The organism is Agrobacterium sp. AGB01 (assembly GCF_014851585.1).
Lineage (GTDB): Bacteria > Pseudomonadota > Alphaproteobacteria > Rhizobiales > Rhizobiaceae > Agrobacterium.
Genome location: NZ_JACVAB010000007.1, coordinates 12,242 through 30,688, shown reverse-complemented (window position 1 = coordinate 30,688; position 18,447 = coordinate 12,242). Strand labels below are relative to the sequence as shown.

The 18,447-nt window shown below is 54.6% G+C and carries 12 protein-coding genes; 3 read left to right on the top strand and 9 right to left on the bottom strand.

Translation table 11 applies throughout. The annotated features are described in order from the left end of the window. Positions 1–523: 523 nt before the first annotated feature. The gene (locus IB237_RS21000) at positions 524–3,376 is read left to right on the top strand and encodes a M16 family metallopeptidase (RefSeq protein ID WP_210324051.1); all 2,853 of its coding nucleotides are present in this window, start codon (positions 524–526) and stop codon (positions 3,374–3,376) included. A 147-nt stretch (positions 3,377–3,523) separates the two neighbouring features. On the opposite strand, the gene IB237_RS20995 is transcribed toward IB237_RS21000, so the two are convergent. Beyond that, complete coding sequence (locus IB237_RS20995) at positions 3,524–4,072, bottom strand: NADPH-dependent FMN reductase (protein ID WP_192490681.1); 549 nt, start codon at positions 4,070–4,072, stop codon at positions 3,524–3,526. A gap of 75 nt (positions 4,073–4,147) precedes the next feature. Here IB237_RS20995 and IB237_RS20990 point away from each other — a divergent pair, with 75 nt between their 5' ends. Then, entirely contained in the window at positions 4,148–4,567 is a 420-nt protein-coding gene (locus IB237_RS20990) for a hypothetical protein (protein WP_192490680.1), read from the top strand. A gap of 19 nt (positions 4,568–4,586) precedes the next feature. Here IB237_RS20990 and IB237_RS20985 read toward each other — a convergent pair whose 3' ends face one another. Beyond that, a complete protein-coding gene (locus tag IB237_RS20985; protein WP_192490679.1) occupies positions 4,587–5,729 on the bottom strand; it encodes a site-specific integrase in 1,143 nt (380 codons plus the stop codon). A gap of 450 nt (positions 5,730–6,179) precedes the next feature. Continuing rightward, positions 6,180–6,956 carry a D-alanyl-D-alanine carboxypeptidase family protein gene (locus IB237_RS20980; RefSeq protein WP_192490678.1) on the bottom strand — a complete coding sequence of 259 codons (777 nt, stop codon included), beginning with the start codon at positions 6,954–6,956 and terminating at the stop codon, positions 6,180–6,182. Between the two features lie 1,459 nt (positions 6,957–8,415). Here IB237_RS20980 and IB237_RS20975 point away from each other — a divergent pair. After that, the gene (locus tag IB237_RS20975) at positions 8,416–9,546 is read left to right on the top strand and encodes an RHE_PE00001 family protein (RefSeq protein WP_192490677.1); all 1,131 of its coding nucleotides are present in this window, start codon (positions 8,416–8,418) and stop codon (positions 9,544–9,546) included. A gap of 87 nt (positions 9,547–9,633) precedes the next feature. Here the strand turns inward: IB237_RS20975 and IB237_RS20970 are convergent, their stop codons facing one another. The 6 genes from IB237_RS20970 to IB237_RS20950 form a co-directional block, all read right to left on the bottom strand. After that, positions 9,634–10,947: a hypothetical protein gene (locus tag IB237_RS20970; protein WP_192490676.1), complete on the bottom strand. Its 1,314-nt coding sequence runs from the start codon at positions 10,945–10,947 to the stop codon at positions 9,634–9,636. Between the two features lie 71 nt (positions 10,948–11,018). Next, entirely contained in the window at positions 11,019–12,431 is a 1,413-nt protein-coding gene (locus IB237_RS20965) for a UvrD-helicase domain-containing protein (RefSeq protein WP_192490675.1), read from the bottom strand. Continuing rightward, complete coding sequence (locus IB237_RS26225; RefSeq protein ID WP_210324050.1) at positions 12,424–12,978, bottom strand: hypothetical protein; 555 nt, start codon at positions 12,976–12,978, stop codon at positions 12,424–12,426. Before IB237_RS26225 ends, IB237_RS20965 begins: the two co-directional genes overlap by 8 nt. A 54-nt stretch (positions 12,979–13,032) precedes the next feature. Then, positions 13,033–14,154, bottom strand: a complete 1,122-nt coding sequence (locus IB237_RS26220; protein ID WP_210324049.1) for an ATP-dependent endonuclease — start codon at positions 14,152–14,154, stop codon at positions 13,033–13,035. Between the two features lie 51 nt (positions 14,155–14,205). Next, positions 14,206–15,597 carry a hypothetical protein gene (locus tag IB237_RS20955; protein ID WP_192490674.1) on the bottom strand — a complete coding sequence of 464 codons (1,392 nt, stop codon included), beginning with the start codon at positions 15,595–15,597 and terminating at the stop codon, positions 14,206–14,208. Positions 15,598–15,920: 323 nt separating this feature from the next. Continuing rightward, a complete protein-coding gene (locus IB237_RS20950; protein WP_192490673.1) occupies positions 15,921–18,446 on the bottom strand; it encodes a hypothetical protein in 2,526 nt (841 codons plus the stop codon). Between the last annotated feature and the right edge of the window lies 1 nt (position 18,447).

The following is an 18,447-nucleotide window of genomic DNA, read 5'->3' as shown; positions in this document are numbered from 1 at the left end:
GACCTGAAGAGTACTAAAAGGACCGTCGAAAAAAGCATACTCGATAAAACCCTTTGTCGCTTTTGATCATTGAAATTTTGGTACCAGCGTCACTCATTGCTTGCGGCCCAGCGGATGCTTTGACACGTGACAATGAGACCGTTGGCTGGAATGAGGACCACGTGGTGATCTTCAACAATTGCGGCAATATTCCTTGTCGGCTCGGTAGACGGCAAGACGACCTGGCTGCTTATACTCGAGCCGTATTGATAAGGGCGTGATGCTGGAGAATGCCTACTCCCCTGCCCTCGCCTGCGCCAGCAATCAGTATGGAAATTTCCCGCTATCTCTCTCGGGTATGTTTTTGGCCCCGAGTTTCCTTTCCAAATCCAAGCATGTTTGCGCTCAGCCGAAATAGGATGGCGAGACCAAAATGGCAGAAGTCACATATTCAACACTTCGCTATCTGAGAATATGCACTTGAAGCGAACTAGTCGCTTTGAGATATTCCCTTGCATATCAATTACAATCTGCCGGAACACTGATGTTTTTCAAATATATAACAAATTCCGCCCGCCAGACGCTTATTGCGCTTGCGACAATTTCCATAGGCATTGGCTTGGCAATGCCGGTTCGGGCCGAGAATGTCGCCACGTCCTGGCCGCAGGCTCATAGTGATCTGGCAGCAGATCCCGATGTCCAGTTTGGCGTGCTTGCAAACGGTATGCGATTTGCCATCAAGCGCAATACTACACCACCAAATCAAGCGGCGATCCGCTTTCGTATTGGTTCCGGCTCCCTTGACGAGAATGATAATCAGCAGGGCCTCGCTCACTTTCTCGAGCACATGGCATTCAAAGGCTCAACAAATGTAGGCGAAGACGAGATGGTGCGTATGCTCCAGCGCAAGGGTCTGGCATTCGGGCCGGATACCAATGCTCACACGTCCTATAGCGAGACGGTCTATTCGCTCGATCTGCCGCAGGTCGACGCCGATACGATTTCGACCGGTTTGAAACTGATGCGTGAAACCGCGAGCGAGTTGAAGCTAAATGCTGCTGCCTTTGACCGCGAACGTGGCGTTATTCTCTCTGAAGAAAGGCTGCGCGATACGCCGCAGTACCGTACTGGTGTGAGTGTTCTCAATTCCTTGCTCGAAGGCCAGCGCGTTACGATGCGCTCGCCAATTGGCAAAACCGAGATCATTCGTAATGCGCCCGTCGATCTGCTGCGGGAATATTATACTGCCAATTATCGTCCTGATAACGCGTCCTTGATCGTTGTTGGCGATGTTGATCCCGCAACTCTGGAGGCCGAAATCCGTGAGCGTTTCAGTGACTGGAAAGCCAGCGGGCCAGAACAACCAGCACCTGATCTTGGTACTTTGAAGAGCAAAGGTGAAACGGTCAATGTCGTTGCGCTTCCGGGAAACATGACGCGCGTTCAGATTGCCTGGACACGTCCATTTGACACGACGAAAGATTCTGTGGCCAAGCGCCGCGATGATCTCATCGAAGATCTTGGCTTTCTGGTTTTGCAACGTCGTCTGAGTGTTATGGCGAGTAGAGCTGATGCGCCCTTCATCAGCGCGAATTCCGGAACGCAAGGCCTGCTGAAATCTGCCCGACTTGCGGTGGTTTCCGCCAGTTCTGAGCCCGACAAATGGCAGGCGGCGCTGTCTGCGATAGATCAGGAGCAACGCCGTATTGAGGAGTTTGGTGTCACCGAAGCGGAATTACAGCGTGAGATTGTCGAGTTCCGCTCGGCCCTTCAAGCCGACGCCGCGGGTGCCGAGACACGAAACTCCACTGCCCTCGCCTCCATGCTGGCTGGCAGTGTCGATGCCGATCAGGTCTTCACATCACCGAAGGACGATCTTTCGCTTTTTGAGACTATAACCAGTGACGTTACGGTTGACGAAGTCAACGCTGCGCTGCGCGCTGCATTTGTCGGCAATGGTCCGCAGGTCTTGCTCCAAGCAGCAAAAGCCCCTGAAGGTGGCGAAGAAGCCGTACGATCTGCCTATAGCACAACCCGCGCCATTAGCGTTTCCGCACTCGCTGGCGCAGAAGATGTCGTTTGGCCCTACACGTCATTTGGTGAACCTTCGGCCGTTGTTAAGCGCGAGGCGGTTGAAGATCTCGGGCTGACCATGGTCCGTTTTGCCAACGGGGTGCGCCTGACCGTCAAGCCGACAAAGCTGCGCGCCAATGAAGTTCTGGTGCGCGAACATATCGGTGGTGGCAGATCGCAAATCGCGCGTGACCCCTTCCCGCCCCTGTGGGCTTCTCCGGCCGTCATACTGTCCGGCACGGAGGATCTGGATTTTGAAAACATCCAGAAAGCGTTGACTGGAAAGATTTTTGGCATCGATTTCTCGGTTGGCGATAGTGCCGTACGGTTCGATGGGCGCACACGTACGGAAGATCTGGAAACCCAGTTACAATTGATGGCTGCCTACACATCTCGTCCAGCCTACCGCCCCGAAGTTTTCAAGCGAGTACAGCAGGCATATCTGAGCAGCCTGGACCAATATGATGCCACGGCTGGAAGCGTCGTGCGCCGGGATTTTGCCGGCTTGGTACACTCCAACGATCCGCGCTGGGCATTCCCGAGCCGTGAACAACTGTCGTCCGCGACGCTTGGCGATGTCGAGGCGCTGTTCAAACCGCTGGTTTCCAAGGGACCGATTGAAATCACCATCGTCGGTGATGTGACGGTTGATGACGCTATTCGCCTGACAGCCGGTACATTTGGTGCGCTTCCGCAGCGGGCAGAAACCTCACCGCAGAGCGATCAGACGGTCGTGAAGTTTCCCGATGCCAACGATAAGCCGCTGATTTCCACGCATACGGGGAGAGATGACACGGCCGCGATCAGTGTTGGCGTCCCGATCGGTGATCTTTTCTCGGACGTTCCGCGTTCCTTCATCGCAGATATCTCAACCCAAATTCTGCAAAACCGGTTGATTGACCAGTTCAGAATTGCCGAGGGTGCGACTTACGGTTTGCAAGCCAGTGCTGAATTGTCGCGAGATTTACCGGGATATGGCTTCGGTTATATTTCTCTTGAGACGACGCCCGAAAAGGTAGGGAGTTTTTACACGCTGCTGGACAAGGTTGCTGCCGATCTGCGCACCAATCCCGTATCTGACGATGAACTGGCAAGGGCGCGGGAGCCCGCAGTTGAGACGCTCAAACACCAGCAGCAGACCAATGACTTCTGGGCATTTTATCTGCAGCAAGCGCAGACCGACCCACGCCGGTTGGAACTTATCCGCTACACCATGGACGGCTATGGCAAGGTAACGGCGGATCAGGTTCGTGAGTTTGCTCAGAAATATTTCCAAACGGAACACTTGTGGAAGTGGGAAGTTTTGCCTGCCGGCGTAAGGTGATCTTGAGAATGGCGGTCATTGTCGAAATGGCCGCCATTTTTTTATGGCTGCAGCATCTGGAATGGTGTTTTGGCTGAACACGTGCGCCGATCTTTGGTACAAATTTCTTGGGACGGAACACGCTTCTGACTGCAGTTCACAGCACTATTATGGCGGTTGCGAGCCCAGCTGATTTTGCCAGAAGGACATAAAGTCCCGCAAAAACGCTTCCACTCTTTGCCTGTTGTCCGCAACTTTCAAAATTTCCTGGATCGCTTCTGGCGTTTCCATCATCACTGGCAGTCGGAAGAACAGCGCTTCATTGAAATTGCTGCTAAAGGCGGACAGCACTTTGCGCAGAGCGACCAGCATGTGGTCACCACGATGTGACGCGTGGGCGAGAGCAATTGGCTTGCCGATGATCTGACCGCCACACACCAACCAATCAATCGCGTTCTTCAAGCCACCTGGAATGTCTCGGATATATTCCGGGCTGGAGATCAGCAGACCGTCATTGTGGGCGATCAAACGTATGAAAACTTGAACTCTGTCGGGCAGACTGGGGCCTTCAAGGTCAGGTCGGAACTTCGTCAAACTCCCAATACCGTCAAAAACAGCGATAGCAATGCCATTGGGGGAGGCGGCTTTTATTGCCATTAACAGAACCGTGTTCGTGGACTGTTGGCGGGTGCGGCCGGAAATTGCGACTATGTTCATGGCCACAAAGCGTGCGGAAGTGGCCGTTGCAATTGATAGCTCGGAGTTGTCCGATCGGTAGCACTAGGGATTGGCTTGCCACTTCAGTTTGGAACCTCTTGGCATGGTGGGGGTTCGGTATACTCCAGCCCTAATTACCCGACACTATCTTGCTTCGAAAATTTTGACGAAAAAAAGCTGACAAGCGGCTGGCTGAGATGGAAAACCAGCGCCGAACGAAGCAAGAAAAAACGGATCCAACCCGATAAGCAGGGAGATCATATCCCAACATTTTACTTGAAAATATCAGACGGACTTGAAGTTCAAACGCCGATTGATGTCCCCAATGCGCATGAGGCTCTGAACGCCGCGTTGAATGCTTTATCGCAGTTCGCATGCAGCCATTTCCCACCGCCGGAACAGATTGTCATAACTGTAATGGATGCCGAGAAAGCGCTGATTGCGAGGATGAGTTTTTCCTTTAAGATTGAGTACGCGCCCGGTCTGGGAGTGTGACGCGAGAAATATAAATGCGTTACAGGATCCGCGCTGCACGCCCGTTTCGACGTGTCGCATTGTTGTAGTAACTTGAAGCTTGCTGGACCGACCGATGTTTGGACTGCTCCATGGCTTCGGGCAAAGGAATACCTCTATTGGCAGCTTCGGTCAGATAGCCGGAACGCAAACCATGTGCTGAGATTTCTGTAGGATCCAGTCCGGCCATTACAGCGCGTTGTTTGATGATGGCATTGATGGACTGCGGATCAAGGGCACGCCGTGATACCGTTCCCCACCTGCCAATCGACCGGAACACACTTCCACTTTCAATTTTCGCAGCGGCCAGCCATGCATTTAATGCTTCCACCGGCAGCCCCGTGAGATAGACGATGTCATCGCTTTCGCCGCTGGTGGTTTTGGTGCGGCCAAGATGGATGGCGAGAGAGGGTAGGGAGCTGCCATCTTCCTCTGTGACAGGAGGCTCGGCGATCAATTGCTGGCAGCGCAGGGTGGCAACTTCGCTGCGGCGACGACCACCTGAGGCAAAGGCAAGCATGAGGATAGCCCGGTCACGCAGATCCCGCAGACTTTCACCTCCACACGTCTCCAATAGTTTTGACAGCACATCAGCTGTAACAGCCTTGGCGCTTTTGCGTTTACGCATTCGTGGTGTCGCGCGAACGGCCAACCGTATGGCCGACTTAAGCGCAGGGGAGGTGAAGGCACCGCTGTTGCCTCGCCATTTTGTTAATGTCGACCATGACGCCAGTCTCCGACGTACAGTGTCCGGTGCGTGTGGGCCTGTTGCGCGCAGAAACCCTTGGTCGCGCAGACTTTGGGAAACCCGTTCCGGCATGCCATGGTCGGGATCGGCCATGCGCTTTTCCGGATCCCATAGATGGTGAGCAACAAACTTGAGAAGCAATGCCTCTGGCGCAGGCCAGGGTAGGGGGCTGCCGGTTGAAGCCAATGACCAGGCTTCGAGATAAGCGAGATCAGACGTAAGCGCCCGTAGCGTATTGTCTCCCATGCCCTGGTTGACGAGATGCCGCAAAGTTTCGACATCCTGATCCGTCAGAAGCTCTGCGAGTTCGTCGCGACGCTCGATCGGCAGAACGGCTGCAATCGTGTCGAGTTCTTCTGCTCGAAGCTGGACAGCGGTTTTTTCCGGTCGTGACATTTAGGGCTCCTGCTCCGGGTTACGCTCGCACTTTCGAGACCCATGATGACGGTTATTTTCGATGATTTGTCATAACAGATCAACTCACCCGCGGAATGTGACGCCAAGTCTGTCACCGGTTCATTATTCAGACGAAGCTCGAATAGGCTCAACCAACCACGTGCGGCAGAGTGTTTTTCATACATTTCACCATCAGTGGAGAATATCGTGATCTCAGGTCATGCTAAAGGCGTTCAATTTCGGCCGCAGGATGACCCTGTGCGCGTTTTTATGTTCTAGACGAGCAATTCCTCATCCTGGCCGTCTCTGCGTCTGTGCGGCCGAATTTGACGTTTTTTGCCTGCGGCTGATGATCTTTGTTGGGCGTATAGGTGGTCTTCATGGACTAACTGGAATTAGGAGCCCATGAAATGATTAACGATGGCTGGAAATCTGGTGGTAATCGGGCTGCTAGTGTGAAGGCTCGTCATTTCCGACCTTCAGCATAAGGAGGTAGTCCTGATGACGATCGGCAAGGGTAGGGGACCCCAGAGTGACGGAAATGATTGAATTGCCATTTTCGAGTGTCGAGACAGCAGCAAGATTGAACACCGATGGCCACAAGGATCCGGACTTTCCACCTATGAACTGAGGGATGGAAAAATCTGGGAGTGCTTTGCGGCTCGAGCCTATGAAGACTGATCGCACGATAAGCCGCCGTGGGTTTGGCCCATTTATTTGAATTCCGTATTTTTCCAAACCCCAGACCCCACAAATCATGCTGTGCCGAAGGCACTCCAGAACCAGCAGCGACAAATCCCGAGCGGTGGAACGTTGCCCTTTGACCGCCAAACCGTGAGCATTCAGAAAGCGCGATGACTGCATCTGCAGGCGTGCTGCGACTGAATTCATCTCATCAATGAAACTGCTCTGGGCATTCAGTGCGGAAGGCCGGATTTTTTGGCCACTGAGAAGGATTGAGCCAAGCGAACGGGCTATGACATTGGCCGAAACGTTTGACGACGCCAGAAGAAGATTAATCAAAGCATGTCGAACGCTTAACCGATCATCTGCGCGTAAATTGTTTCCGGATCCCTCGACAAGATCCTCTGGCAGGACTGATAGCTCCTTAGCCAGGGATATACCGTTTGCGTGACATACAGTCAGCGCGGTCACTGCCGTTAGCAGCTTTGTGATCGACGCTGGTGATACAGGTCTGTCAGCGTTTTTTTCGAACAGCGTGGTCAAGGGACTTTCGACGCCGCCTGCAAAACGAATGCAGATTGCGCTGATGGCAGATGGACTGACATTGTCGACCACGTCCTGACGTTCGAAACTTTCCATCTCTTCCAACCACGCGCTGCGATCAAAATGCCTGCTGGGGAGCCTACACGAAGGACGATAAATGTCATCAAACGTGATTTAGGGGGAACTGTCAGTTCTGCGAGTTGGATTGTGTCGTTGGTGTCGATTGCCAGCCCTCAGCGACGAGTGCTTTCGGTGTCCACATGGGGTTAGGTGCGTCATTTCGTTTATGTGAATCTCCGCAGTAATGCCGCTTGAGCGGGCAGAATGAGCCAGTTTAAACCTGTGCCGGGCATAACTAGGCCGCGAGGCTTGCTGCGGTCATATTGGTTCCCCACCTCGATTGCATTGCTATCGTGGATGTGGCCTGCTGCAGCCTGCCGCTCGCTCAAACCGGAATAGAGAATGTCCAACCAACTGGATTCACCAGACGGGGCTGTCGTCAGCAATGCGAGGACTGACATCGAGAGCGCCTAAAGAGGCATCTAGCGCGCAATTCGAAAGCTGTGGCGAAGGCGTTGGGCTCGTCATTGGCCGGGCACAACATTGACCTTCGCGTGGTAACTGCCTGGAAATCATGTCGCAGCAACTCAGGTTTCCTGAACTGGAATACCTGCAGAGCACTGCTGGAAGAGAAGATGACAGTGAGCTCGACTATCTTCGTGCACCACGGCAGTCAGCATGAGGCTGCTCTATTTTACAAAACTGTGTTTCGCGCAAAAGTTTTGAGAAAGCCCTCATCAGGGTGAATTGATTGCGGTCGATATCATTTTGCATGGTCTGGGACGTAAGTGCGGTCGGTTCAAATCTGCTACCTGAAGCCCAGCCGTGGCGCGCTGGCCCTTTCTTCCGAACGCGCCGGGATTGTAAGTTCGGTCACAGGGCTTGATGTGAAAAATGCCGCGTCCGTGGTTGCGGCCACAAAAGCCGCCGGCGCCACCGAACGTGATGAGCTGTAAATAGATGATGAACACTACACGCTGACCGTGATCTTCGATCACTTCGGGCACCTGTGGTGGATTATGGAGCGCGATAAGTCGAACGGGCGAGTGGCGGATAAATTGTTTACATGCAGCCGGTCACGTGGTGCGACAGATTTTCCGACAAGGCGGCTGGCAGAGTTAGTTTCTAGATAATCCCGATTAGTTCTCACGGCGATATAATCGACGTCGCCAGCTTTTGCCAAAACTCTCACGCCTCTCATCTTGAGACGGAAATTGGCAATACGCGGGAGCCATCGGGACCGGGAAGATGACCGAAATCAGCAATCTGCGGCTCCAGATCATCTACCATCGATAAGCATCTCTTATCGATGGTTAGAGCATCAACTATCAATCATACCATGTGGGGAACCGCAATATTCAGATAGAGTTCTTTTAGCAAATCATTTACATCGATTTCAATGGCTTACGATCTCGCGAAAATCAGAATGACAGCGCTTTTGGAGCCGGCTTTTCGGGCGGGGATCGAACTGGCTCGTCTAGACGAGCGCGTCGCCCGCTCGCCGGTCGGCGCTGGTTTCCTCGAACGCACGCAGTATGCCGATGCGTGTGCCTCGCTATGGATCGACGGCGAACTCGTCCATCTCGAAGACCTCGTCCTCCATGACGCCACTAAAGATATTCGCACGCCTACCCATGAGCTGACGATCGCTCGCGACGTCCTGCGCACCCGCCGGCGTATCGCCGCGCAACTCCCCGGCTGGGCACTTTCGGCCGACGGCATTCGGACGCTGCGAAAGACCGCAGAAATCACGTCGGCCGACACGGGCGAGGGGGCGACCGCCGATGCCCTCAGGCCCGCAGTCGCAAGCGACGCAGATGGGGAGGGGGACGACGCAGAAGACGTGGAAAATCTCCCAGGTGTCGACTACGCCGCCATCGATGCGGTTCTGGCCCGATCGGAGGCGGCGATCGAGAACGCAACACGGCCCGGCCGTGGCGTGACGCGAGAGAAGGATCCGATGATCTACGATCTCGACTGGGATGAGGACGCGCGGCTCGACGAATGGCGGGGCGTGTTGCGACAGGCAAATGACTTGCCGGCGGTGCTGCAGGCGATCATCGCCCTCGATGCCTGGAACGAGCTGTCCGTCCTTCAGCATGCGCCCTGGCTCGGCCGGCTGCTGGCCGCATCGATCCTGCGCCAGGCCGGCGTCACCACCGGTGCCCATCTCGCCGCCATCAATCTCGGTCTGAAAACAATTCCGGTCGATCGGCGCCGGCATCGCAGTTGTGAGGTTCGGTTGCTGGCAATCGCCCACAGTTTTTTGGCGGCCGCCGAGATCGGCATGAAAGAGCGTCATCGGCTGATGCTGGCGAAAACGATGATGGATCGAAAACTTGAGGGGCGCCGCACCTCCTCGAAGTTACCGGAACTCGTTGAACTCGTGATGTCGAAGCCATTGGTGTCGGCCGGGATGGTGGCGAAGACGCTCGAGGTCACGCCGCAGGCGGCGCGACGGATCGTTTTCGAGCTGGGCTTGCGCGAGATGACGGGGAGGGGGAGGTTTCGGGCATGGGGATTGCTGTAGTGGGTTTAATGACGGATGCCATGATTTTTTATAGTCATGGCAGTCGCCGCTTGACTGATGCTCTCGCTAGGGTCGACGGCAGGAAACTCACAAAAGTGGCGCACCTCGATCTAGCAGCTCGCTGAGAATTTGGACACGTGTGGCTGACCCGGCAGGCGCTTGTGCGACGAGCGCCTCCGTCATTCTTCGCGCGAGACGTCTGGCGCTCAGGCGCATGGGGGTAGGTATTTTCGCTAAACCCGCCCTTCCATGGACATAACTGCTACGTAACTCAAACAGCTCGCGATAAGCAATTGCTGCATTGGCGTCGTTCAGGAGCGCGGCCAGCCTTGCTGCGGCTCTGTCAGATGCGCAAACATTCCGATGCGCGTCAGGTTTGGGTCGTAGGCCTCTCCTGTGATCCATCTCCAGTCCCAGGCCCGCCTCGATGGCGGTCATATGGGCCATGACTTCGTCCATACCGTCGGCCAGAAAAGCTCGGACAATGAAATGTACGATCGGCGTCTCGAACAAGGTGCTAGCGCGAGCGTGTAGGACATTTTGCCAGAGGCTCTCGTTCAGGCGCTTGAAATTAGTCCTTGCCTCGTCCTCTAGGTTGTTGACGGTCGGGCGTTCTATTTCCACCTCATCGCCATATTGGTCATAAGCGATGTCCGGCTGCAGGGAGAGGGTGTCGGGGCTCGGGGGTGCCATCGGCCTTACAAAAAGATCGTCGTCAACGGTATGAAGCCACGGAAGACGGAAGGCGCGCCAGTTCACTTCAGGATAGACGGCCCAATCTTCCCAAGGTGCAAGCAGCAGAAAGAAAATCGCAGCCTCGACTACAGGCGGAAAGCGCCCGAGATGGGGATCGATCTCGCCGAAGTCCTGGCTGAGATCGACGAATAGAATGGGCAGGGCCCGTGCTTCCGGCCTTGGGTCAACTGCGACATACTCCTCGACGACCAGCCAGCGAAATTGCGTGAGTTGGCGTACCGGCGGTTTATACGTGGGGTAGAATCGCGCGAGCCTTGGCACGTCCAATAGCTCCGCCAGTTCCAATTCGCTAAATTCTCCAACCACGCTGTTTCCGAATCGGATTGATGGAAGTTCATCGCACAAATCGAGGGGACACAGATGGCGCCGGCGAACCGTCTGGTTTGTCATTGCTTCATGCAGTTTGAGCGCAGCCAACTCAGGATTCAACGCTCTGTCTCGACAGTCCCTTCGCAGATTGTACGGGGCTCCCAGTGACCGTAGTGCGTTCGAAAGGGCGGAGTCGGCATGCGGGAAACCGTAGATTTCTCCGCACACCTCCGTGAGTTTGATGAATGCCGGCGTTTTCGTAAGGCTAACTGTTCCGGGCGGCGGCATTCGCCAGAGATTTTCAACTGCGATGGCGAGCTGTACCGGAACTGTCATTGTGATCCTATTCACTGCAGTGGGTGCGATGCCAAACGGATGGTGGCGATTGATAAGCTCTAATCATTCTCTCACATAAAACGTGTGAGGATAGGGTTGGTCGAACAGATCACAAGACGTCGTGAGCCACGGGTCATCGCGACGTAGAGATTTCGAGCATCGAGCGCGTCGGTGTCGATTACGATGGATACGTCGGCCTCGAGACCCTTTAATAGAAGAGTGCTGCCGACGGCGCGGTTGGGAACACTTCTGCCAAGAACTCTAGACTGCTCGCGCGCGCGCACCGCCATATCATGAAATTCCGCGGCTGATCTTGAGGCGTTGAGAGCTTGGATACATGCTCGCAAAATTGCCGGTCGAAGCTGCGATACCCCCGCTTGTCGATTGATTTCTACAAGGAAATCTGCAGCCGACTTTGGGTTCGGATTATTCGAAAAAGAGACGGCTGCCATCTCGGCGTCCGTCGGCGCCTTCTGGGATCGACCTGCGAGCAATGTGGTGAGACGCTGCTTGAGTTGTGCTGGTCCAACACCGGTAAGCGTTTCACCGGCAAAATCGATCAGAGCATTCGCAGCTCCCGGGGCTGCGAAATCAAAATGTTCCGCAAACCTTATGAAATCGGACAGATCTGCATTTTCGACGACGACCGCTCCTCTCACCCTGCTCGCGATATCTCTGTGCCTCCGAGGGACACGGCTATCGCAGACAATCAACGCACCTCCGCCATTGACTGGCGATGACGTGTATGCGGCACGCGTGAGCGCCTGAACGTCATCCGGCCCCGTAATTTGCACCCATGATACCTCACTCGGCGCGAGCCGCAGATCGACTGGCTCTCCCCGTGTCAGTGCCCCTCGAACCCAAAGGAGCCATTGGCCGAAAGCCGAGCATCCTGCATTGTTCCAGCGCCAAGGTGTGCTCATGGGAGGCAGTGGCGGAAAAGTCCTTTCAACCTCGGCCCATCCGACCAGGACGTTTGTCCCCCACCCGAAGATTGCTTGCATGTCGTCGCCCAGCACGCATGTGGGCAAGATATCGGCCAGCCGGCAAACCATCTGATGCTGCTGCGTAATGCAATCTTGATATTCGTCGACGAGTACCCTTGAATAGGTAGCGTGTATAACATCGCTGAGGTGACCTCCCTCCAAGATGTTGAGGGTACCTTGCCGGACAGCAGGATAGTCATTTGCCGGGAATTTCAGGGAAAGAATTTGTGGGTCCAGGCCGCTGCGTCCGGGAAACGTTCCAACAAGCCGCAGTGCCCAGCCGTCTATCGTCGTGATGCGATATCGACCCCGGGGAACACCGGCTGCGTCCAGGCGTGAACGGAGAGCTGCAACGCCGGCGTTCGTGTGCGTAAGTATCAAAACCGGCTTGACGGGACCCTGGGCTAGAAGGCTGGTTGCAATGAGATGCGTCTTGCCGCATCCCGCTGGCGCTGCGATACTGCCCCTGTTGCAGTGGAGGATATTTACCTCATCCATAGGTCGTTTGTGCCCAGCCTAACAACTCGTTGATTTTACTTGTTAGCGCCGGGTTGATCCCTCCCTGGTTCGGACCGAGGATGTGAAGCGCGACATGCTCCATGTGCGTGACCGACTTAAACCAGGCATTTTTTCCGCTACAGGCGCGAGCAAGAATGTTTCGCTGTAAAGGCGAGCTTGAATGTTGCGGTGAAAAGAGGAAGTTGCGGATATTTTGAAGGTTGTCTGACCCCTGAGATGCAGATGAGATATGCGCCGCGATCAGATCGATACCGTGGATAGAAACCGCATAATCCAGCATCTGCAGAAGGATGTGATCGCTTACATTGAACACGATCGCGCTTTCAATATCCTGACCATCAAACCATGTGAAAGTGGTCCCGCCGAGAGAGGTCACTTCGGTCTGAAGCGCTTGCGAAGGTCTTACGTCGTCATCGCGAAATATTGCCGTGCGATATCCGAGTGCGATAAGCGCCTTGGCGCGTTGATACGGTCGATCGGCATGACCACCGCCACAGTCGACTACAGCGACGCCGGCGGCTTGCATAGATGTTTGACCCTGCGCGGTACAGTATTGGTCGAATCCGCGAATAAAGCCGACCTACGTTGGACCTTCACATAGTAAAACCGATGGGGCAAGAAACGCTTCCGGGAACGCGCGTAGCGTTCCTTGAGTGTCTGCTGGAATCGCATAAGGATGATGCGAGCCGTGCACGTTTTTCCTAACTACGAAAAGCTGATGATGACCCAATTCTTTGAGAACCACAGGAGAATGGGAGGTCGCGAAAACCTGCTGCGGCGCAGGTGTTGTTTTTGCCCCAAGCGAGCCTATCAGACGCATAATACGATGTGGTTCGAGCCCATGTTCAACTTCGTCGACAAGAAGGATTGAAGACTTCTCTGCGACCTCGCGCTGCAGTCCAGCGATCAGAAGCCGTGTTGAACCAATACCCAGGCCGCGAAGAGGCACGCCCATGTCGTTGTGCAGCGCAATCGTCCCGCCACTGACGGATACCGAGTGGGTATCAAGCAAAGCCTTTGCGGCAGTGCCGACGGGTACTCCGAGCTCCCGTGCTGCCTTGTTGACGATCGTCAATGCTCCACCCAGCTGCTTTTCAGCTTCTGCGCCAAACGCCTTTCGGGCCTCTCGTGCTGCATTTGAGAGCGCTTTGGAGGCATCAGGCTTCTCCTCGCTTAAGCGATTGAGGACCGATCCCCGCCGCCAAGCCAAGTTATTCTCAGCCCAGTCCCCCAGCCGTGTAGGCGACAGTGTCAGACGATCCCCCCAGTTCAACCCTCTATCGATACCTCGATCCTGTGCCCGCTTAGACAACAAGCGCCACCGAGGTTCAAGGTCACCGGATACGGTGAGGTTGAGCCGCAAAACCGTTTCGAGATCATGTCCTGGCTCCTCTTCGACAACACCATCGGACCGCAAGCCGGAGAGGAAGTCGCCATATGCCTCGTAGTTGCGTAAACTTTCATCCAATCGTCCCAGAACAAGCGTGACGGAAATCTCATTCTCAACTTCGAGATTGTGGAAATCGGAGTCGCTGAGCGTCAATGAGCGCCTGGCACCGAGGCAAAAGTCGATAGCATCGAGGATGCTGCTCTTGCCGGCATCGCCGGCTCCGATCAGGCAGTTCATCCCGTCGGTTGGCCACCAGTCCAACTGTCTAATGGACCTGAAGTTTCTTATCTCAAGTTTGCGAATAACCGCCATAGCCCCCCTCACGCAAACTGCGCTCCGCTGACGCCACAATATTGGCCAAGCTTAGTTTTTCATAACAATAAATTGTGGCTCCTCGTCACTGGCTTCGATGAATAGTCCTGTATCAAGGTCGGGCCTTACGGTGATCGACGCATTATCATCGTCCGGCTTGTCGTCCGTTTTCACGGCGAATGCTATGGCTCTGCCGGTCTCGATCACCTCCTTCATCCACCGCTCGATCACGGACGACTGGCTTACAACGGTCCCTATCCAAGCGCCTTTGACCATACTCGCGAATGAAGAATTATCGAAATAACGTCGCACGTTAGAGTATGCTAGACGGCGGCCGCCGCGAGGGCCAACCATGCCATCGTGGTCCGCGAGACGCTTCCAATACGATAGCGGCACATACATACCCTTCGTGACACCGCTTGAATCAGGGTCAAATTGGATGCGCGGACAAAATTTCAGGAAGAATGGCTCGTTGTTCAAGCGAAAGTCATCGATTGTGCCTTCCTCCTGAAGCTTATTGATCTCTGTGACAAAAGCGTCCATCCGAGCAATCTCTTCTGAAAGCTGTTTTTCGGGAAATCGAAATACGGCGCCTTCCGCTTTGTCGTTCTCCATTGCTTTGTACTGGACTAGTATAAATGACTTGAAGGTCTCATTGTAATAGATGAGATCCGTTCCGGTCTGTTCTTCGAGCGGGAGACGATTGGCGAGAACGACGGTCAAGCGCGTTCCGCTCTCTTCATCGACGAAGAGGGCAGCCGAGGCCTTTGGAACGCGGCGGATAAAGTCGTATCCGGGTACGTCCGCCATATCGCGGATAATCATTTCATCTTCGCGCTGTCGTGATTGTTTCAAGCCGTCCAGAAAAGAGCCTGGTGCTTCATCATCGCGAAGCACCCATTCTTGCAAGGGCGATCGCTCGATGCCGGCTAGTAGCATGGCTGTCGCTACACTTTCCTTTTGCGCACCCAGTGCCTCTCGAGCGCTGCGATCAAGTGTCGCAAGCCGACGGCGCGTAGCCTTCGTAAATCGATCTATTGATGGTGCCGTTTCAGGAGCCAAACGGGCGACAAGATCTACGACTTCCTCAAATGCCTTTGGCGTTAAGAGACCACCATGCTTGAACCGCTCCTCCACCACCTTTCGATTTCTGGCTGGAACTCCTTCAATGATGTCTTGCGCGGTCAATTTGGTTTGAAAGGGTTCGATATCCGAAAGATTGAGTCGACTTTGGAATGTTCCTGCATTAACCCCGCGACGGCCGTTGGCAATATGCGAGATCCGCCCGCGAGAATTCAGTATGAAACAAACAAGCGGTGCTCCTCTGGCATGAGGAAAGGACGGTACCGCCTCAGCAAACATTTCTCGGTCTTCTAGTGCCTCATGAAAAAGCGCCTCGCGGTCGCGCGTGAGCTTTAATACATACGCTCCCGGTTTCGCCATGTGTCACTCCTCTCACACCGTCAGGCTTGTCGCATCACGTTTCCGTGGGTACGTCGATCATGCAATCACGAGGTGTGTGTTGCCAATCCCTCGGATCTTTCCTTGCAAATTTCGGCCGTCGATTCGAACTTCGGCCAGTTGAAAACAATCCGCGGACTTTTGTAATTTGAAATTTAAACCTTGCCGGCTTCACAGAGGCAATGACGGCCGATGAAGTATGACGTTGTTTTGCCGTCTCGACACACAACCGCTCAGCTTGCCTTTCGTTACAATACGCCAGCCGAGGTGTTCCGCCAGAAACGTTTCGCTCGATTGCGGAAGCTTCAACGCCTGCTCAACATCAGAAGACGCTGATATTGAACATCCTTTTCAAGCTTTGGTGAAATTTTCTTGATGTGGAACAGCGCCCTCTCCAGGCCACTCGGAATGATCGCCCCTTCATCTCCGGCAACCGACCGATCTAAGATCGATAGAAACGCCGCCGCTTTTTTCGGGTCATCGATAATTTTGAACTCACTGCGATCCTCGTCTAGATCGATGACGCCAAAGTCGTAAAGTGACCAGCAGTCAAAGGGTGTTAGATATGGGAGAACCATTTCGGTTGCTTCAACATAACAGGGTGCAGCCTCAGCCGGCAGTCGAGCGAGCCGCTCGGAAACGGTCTTCGAGCTGAGAGTGAGTTCCTTCGGCCACACGTCCAAGAATACGGTTTTGACGATCTCGAAACTTTCCTCCTCTGTTAAGCCATCGTCTGGTGCAAGATACTGCGAAAACGCACGCACGGCCTCGGTGCGGACTTCATCTTTCCCCAACCTCAACATCTGCTGGATCAGATCGATTGGCACAGCGGGTTCGGCCTTCTCAGCACGATCCGTCAGTGCCGACCAGATGACGCGTTCTGAGAGATCCCCACGAACCTCACTCGACAAGCGGTCAGATAGTGCTGCTGCGACAAGTGACGGGGCCAGTTCAGCAACGACCTCCTTTTGAGGCAGGTGCGCCATCGAAAACGCTTCCCACAAGACGGTGGTTTCGTGGCTTTCAAGTGCGTTGATGAGAGGCAGAAGAAGAAAATCTTTCGACCACTGTTCTGCGGCCGCAATGAAGTATGCCAGTTCCCTGACAAGAACGAATTGCGCATGAAGCCGCGCGATTCCGACGGTCTCACCCATTGCTTGAAGCATTTGTGGCCAATAGCCATCTGCCAGTGGACTATCGCCCTTCTTTACTGTCGGGCAGGTCTCGACGAAGGCTAAGGCGAGCTGGCCGGCAGGGGAGTTGAAAGCCTCCTGACTGTATTCGGAACGATCTGCTTTGCTCGAGTTCGTTTTCTCGACAGCGAAGGGCCACAGCCGCAGCCAGGCATTCTGGAATTCCTCTCGCCTCGCGAGTAATCGATCCCAACTCGTCATGAACGACGCGAGGCCGTCAACGGCCTTCGACACAACAGTCGCGCGCTCGTCGACAAGCGAAACACAGATGGAAAGCGCGATCTGGATCTTATCCTTATCTTCCTGCGAAGCCGTGTCCGGCGCGGTGTTGAGGTTCTCGGGCCGGTAAGCGTATCCTAGTGCTTGCCACACTTTGGCGGCGACAGCACCCTCGGCCTTCGGCAGAAGACCGAGCACTACAGATGCATTTTCTGCGATAAACTCCGAAGCATTCTGGCTTTTGTCGTCCCAGCCCGTATCCGCGAGCGATTTCGCCAGTTCGTCCAGAAGTTTGGTTGTCGGGATCGCGTCGAATGTTTTCTCGACAGTCCTCACGCGATGGATCAGGCGGACACCCTGATTGAAGCCATGCGTCAATTCAATGGCCGGCAGGTCTCCCGACCGGGTTGCAAAGTCCTCGAGCCATTTCTGACCCTTATCTGTAAGGTTTCCGCCCACAGCCTGGATTCGTCGAAGCTCCACGAATATATGGTAGTCCTTGTAACCTGCCCTATCCGATTTCTCGATCCTGCTGGAAATGAGCTTTGCGGGCTCCCCTTTCAGGACTCGCTGCTCGATGCGATTTTGGTCGTCGGGCGATAGTGTTGCCCATCGAAGAGCTCGCAACTCAGCGAATTCCGGATATGCGCTCGCCCACCAGAATTCTCGGTCGGCAAGCTCAATAAGGAATGCTGCAACCTCATCACTATCGACGAGCGCCGGGTTCCGGGCAGCCGCAGCCCAAAGCCGCCGATAAAGCATCCAGCCTTCCCGGTCCCAATTGTCGATAACCCTTCGGGCGGCATGAAGATCAAGGCTACTGAGACGCTCCATCACCGCAAACATCAGCTTGGTCGATGGTGCGAACCCATCACTATGACGATCCGGCTCACCGCCACCTTCCGGATATTGGTCCGGAGGTACAAAATAGGCTCGGTGAACCTGCCAGTTTGTGACGTCCATATCCTTCGAAATTGAACCAATCATATGGCCGAGGTTCAATCCTGCGAGTAGCGCTGCGTTCAGGGCAGTCGCCAATTCGAAAAGGAAGTTGCGATCTTCGTTTTCCTCAAGCCGGATGTCGGCCGGCATCAACCGGCTGCCACTGGAGATCGACGCGTAGATGAGATGCTTGAGATGCCGCGGTCTGGCGGGCTGTGCTTCACCCGACAAGGCCCTTAATCGTTTCGAGGTGTCGATCTGGAGCCACGGCCGAACCGCGTCAACAATCAGACGAATCATCTCTCGCTGGCTACCACCTCCCTTTAGCTGCTTCCGGATCTCATATTTTTCGCGGTGCGTCTCGACATCAGGCCTCTCCCAATGTTCGAAGACACATCTCCAAGCCAGATTGTAAGGGTAGCGAACCTGTTGCGGTTGGTACTCAAACAAATCTCGAAGAGATTCGCGTTCGGCCATC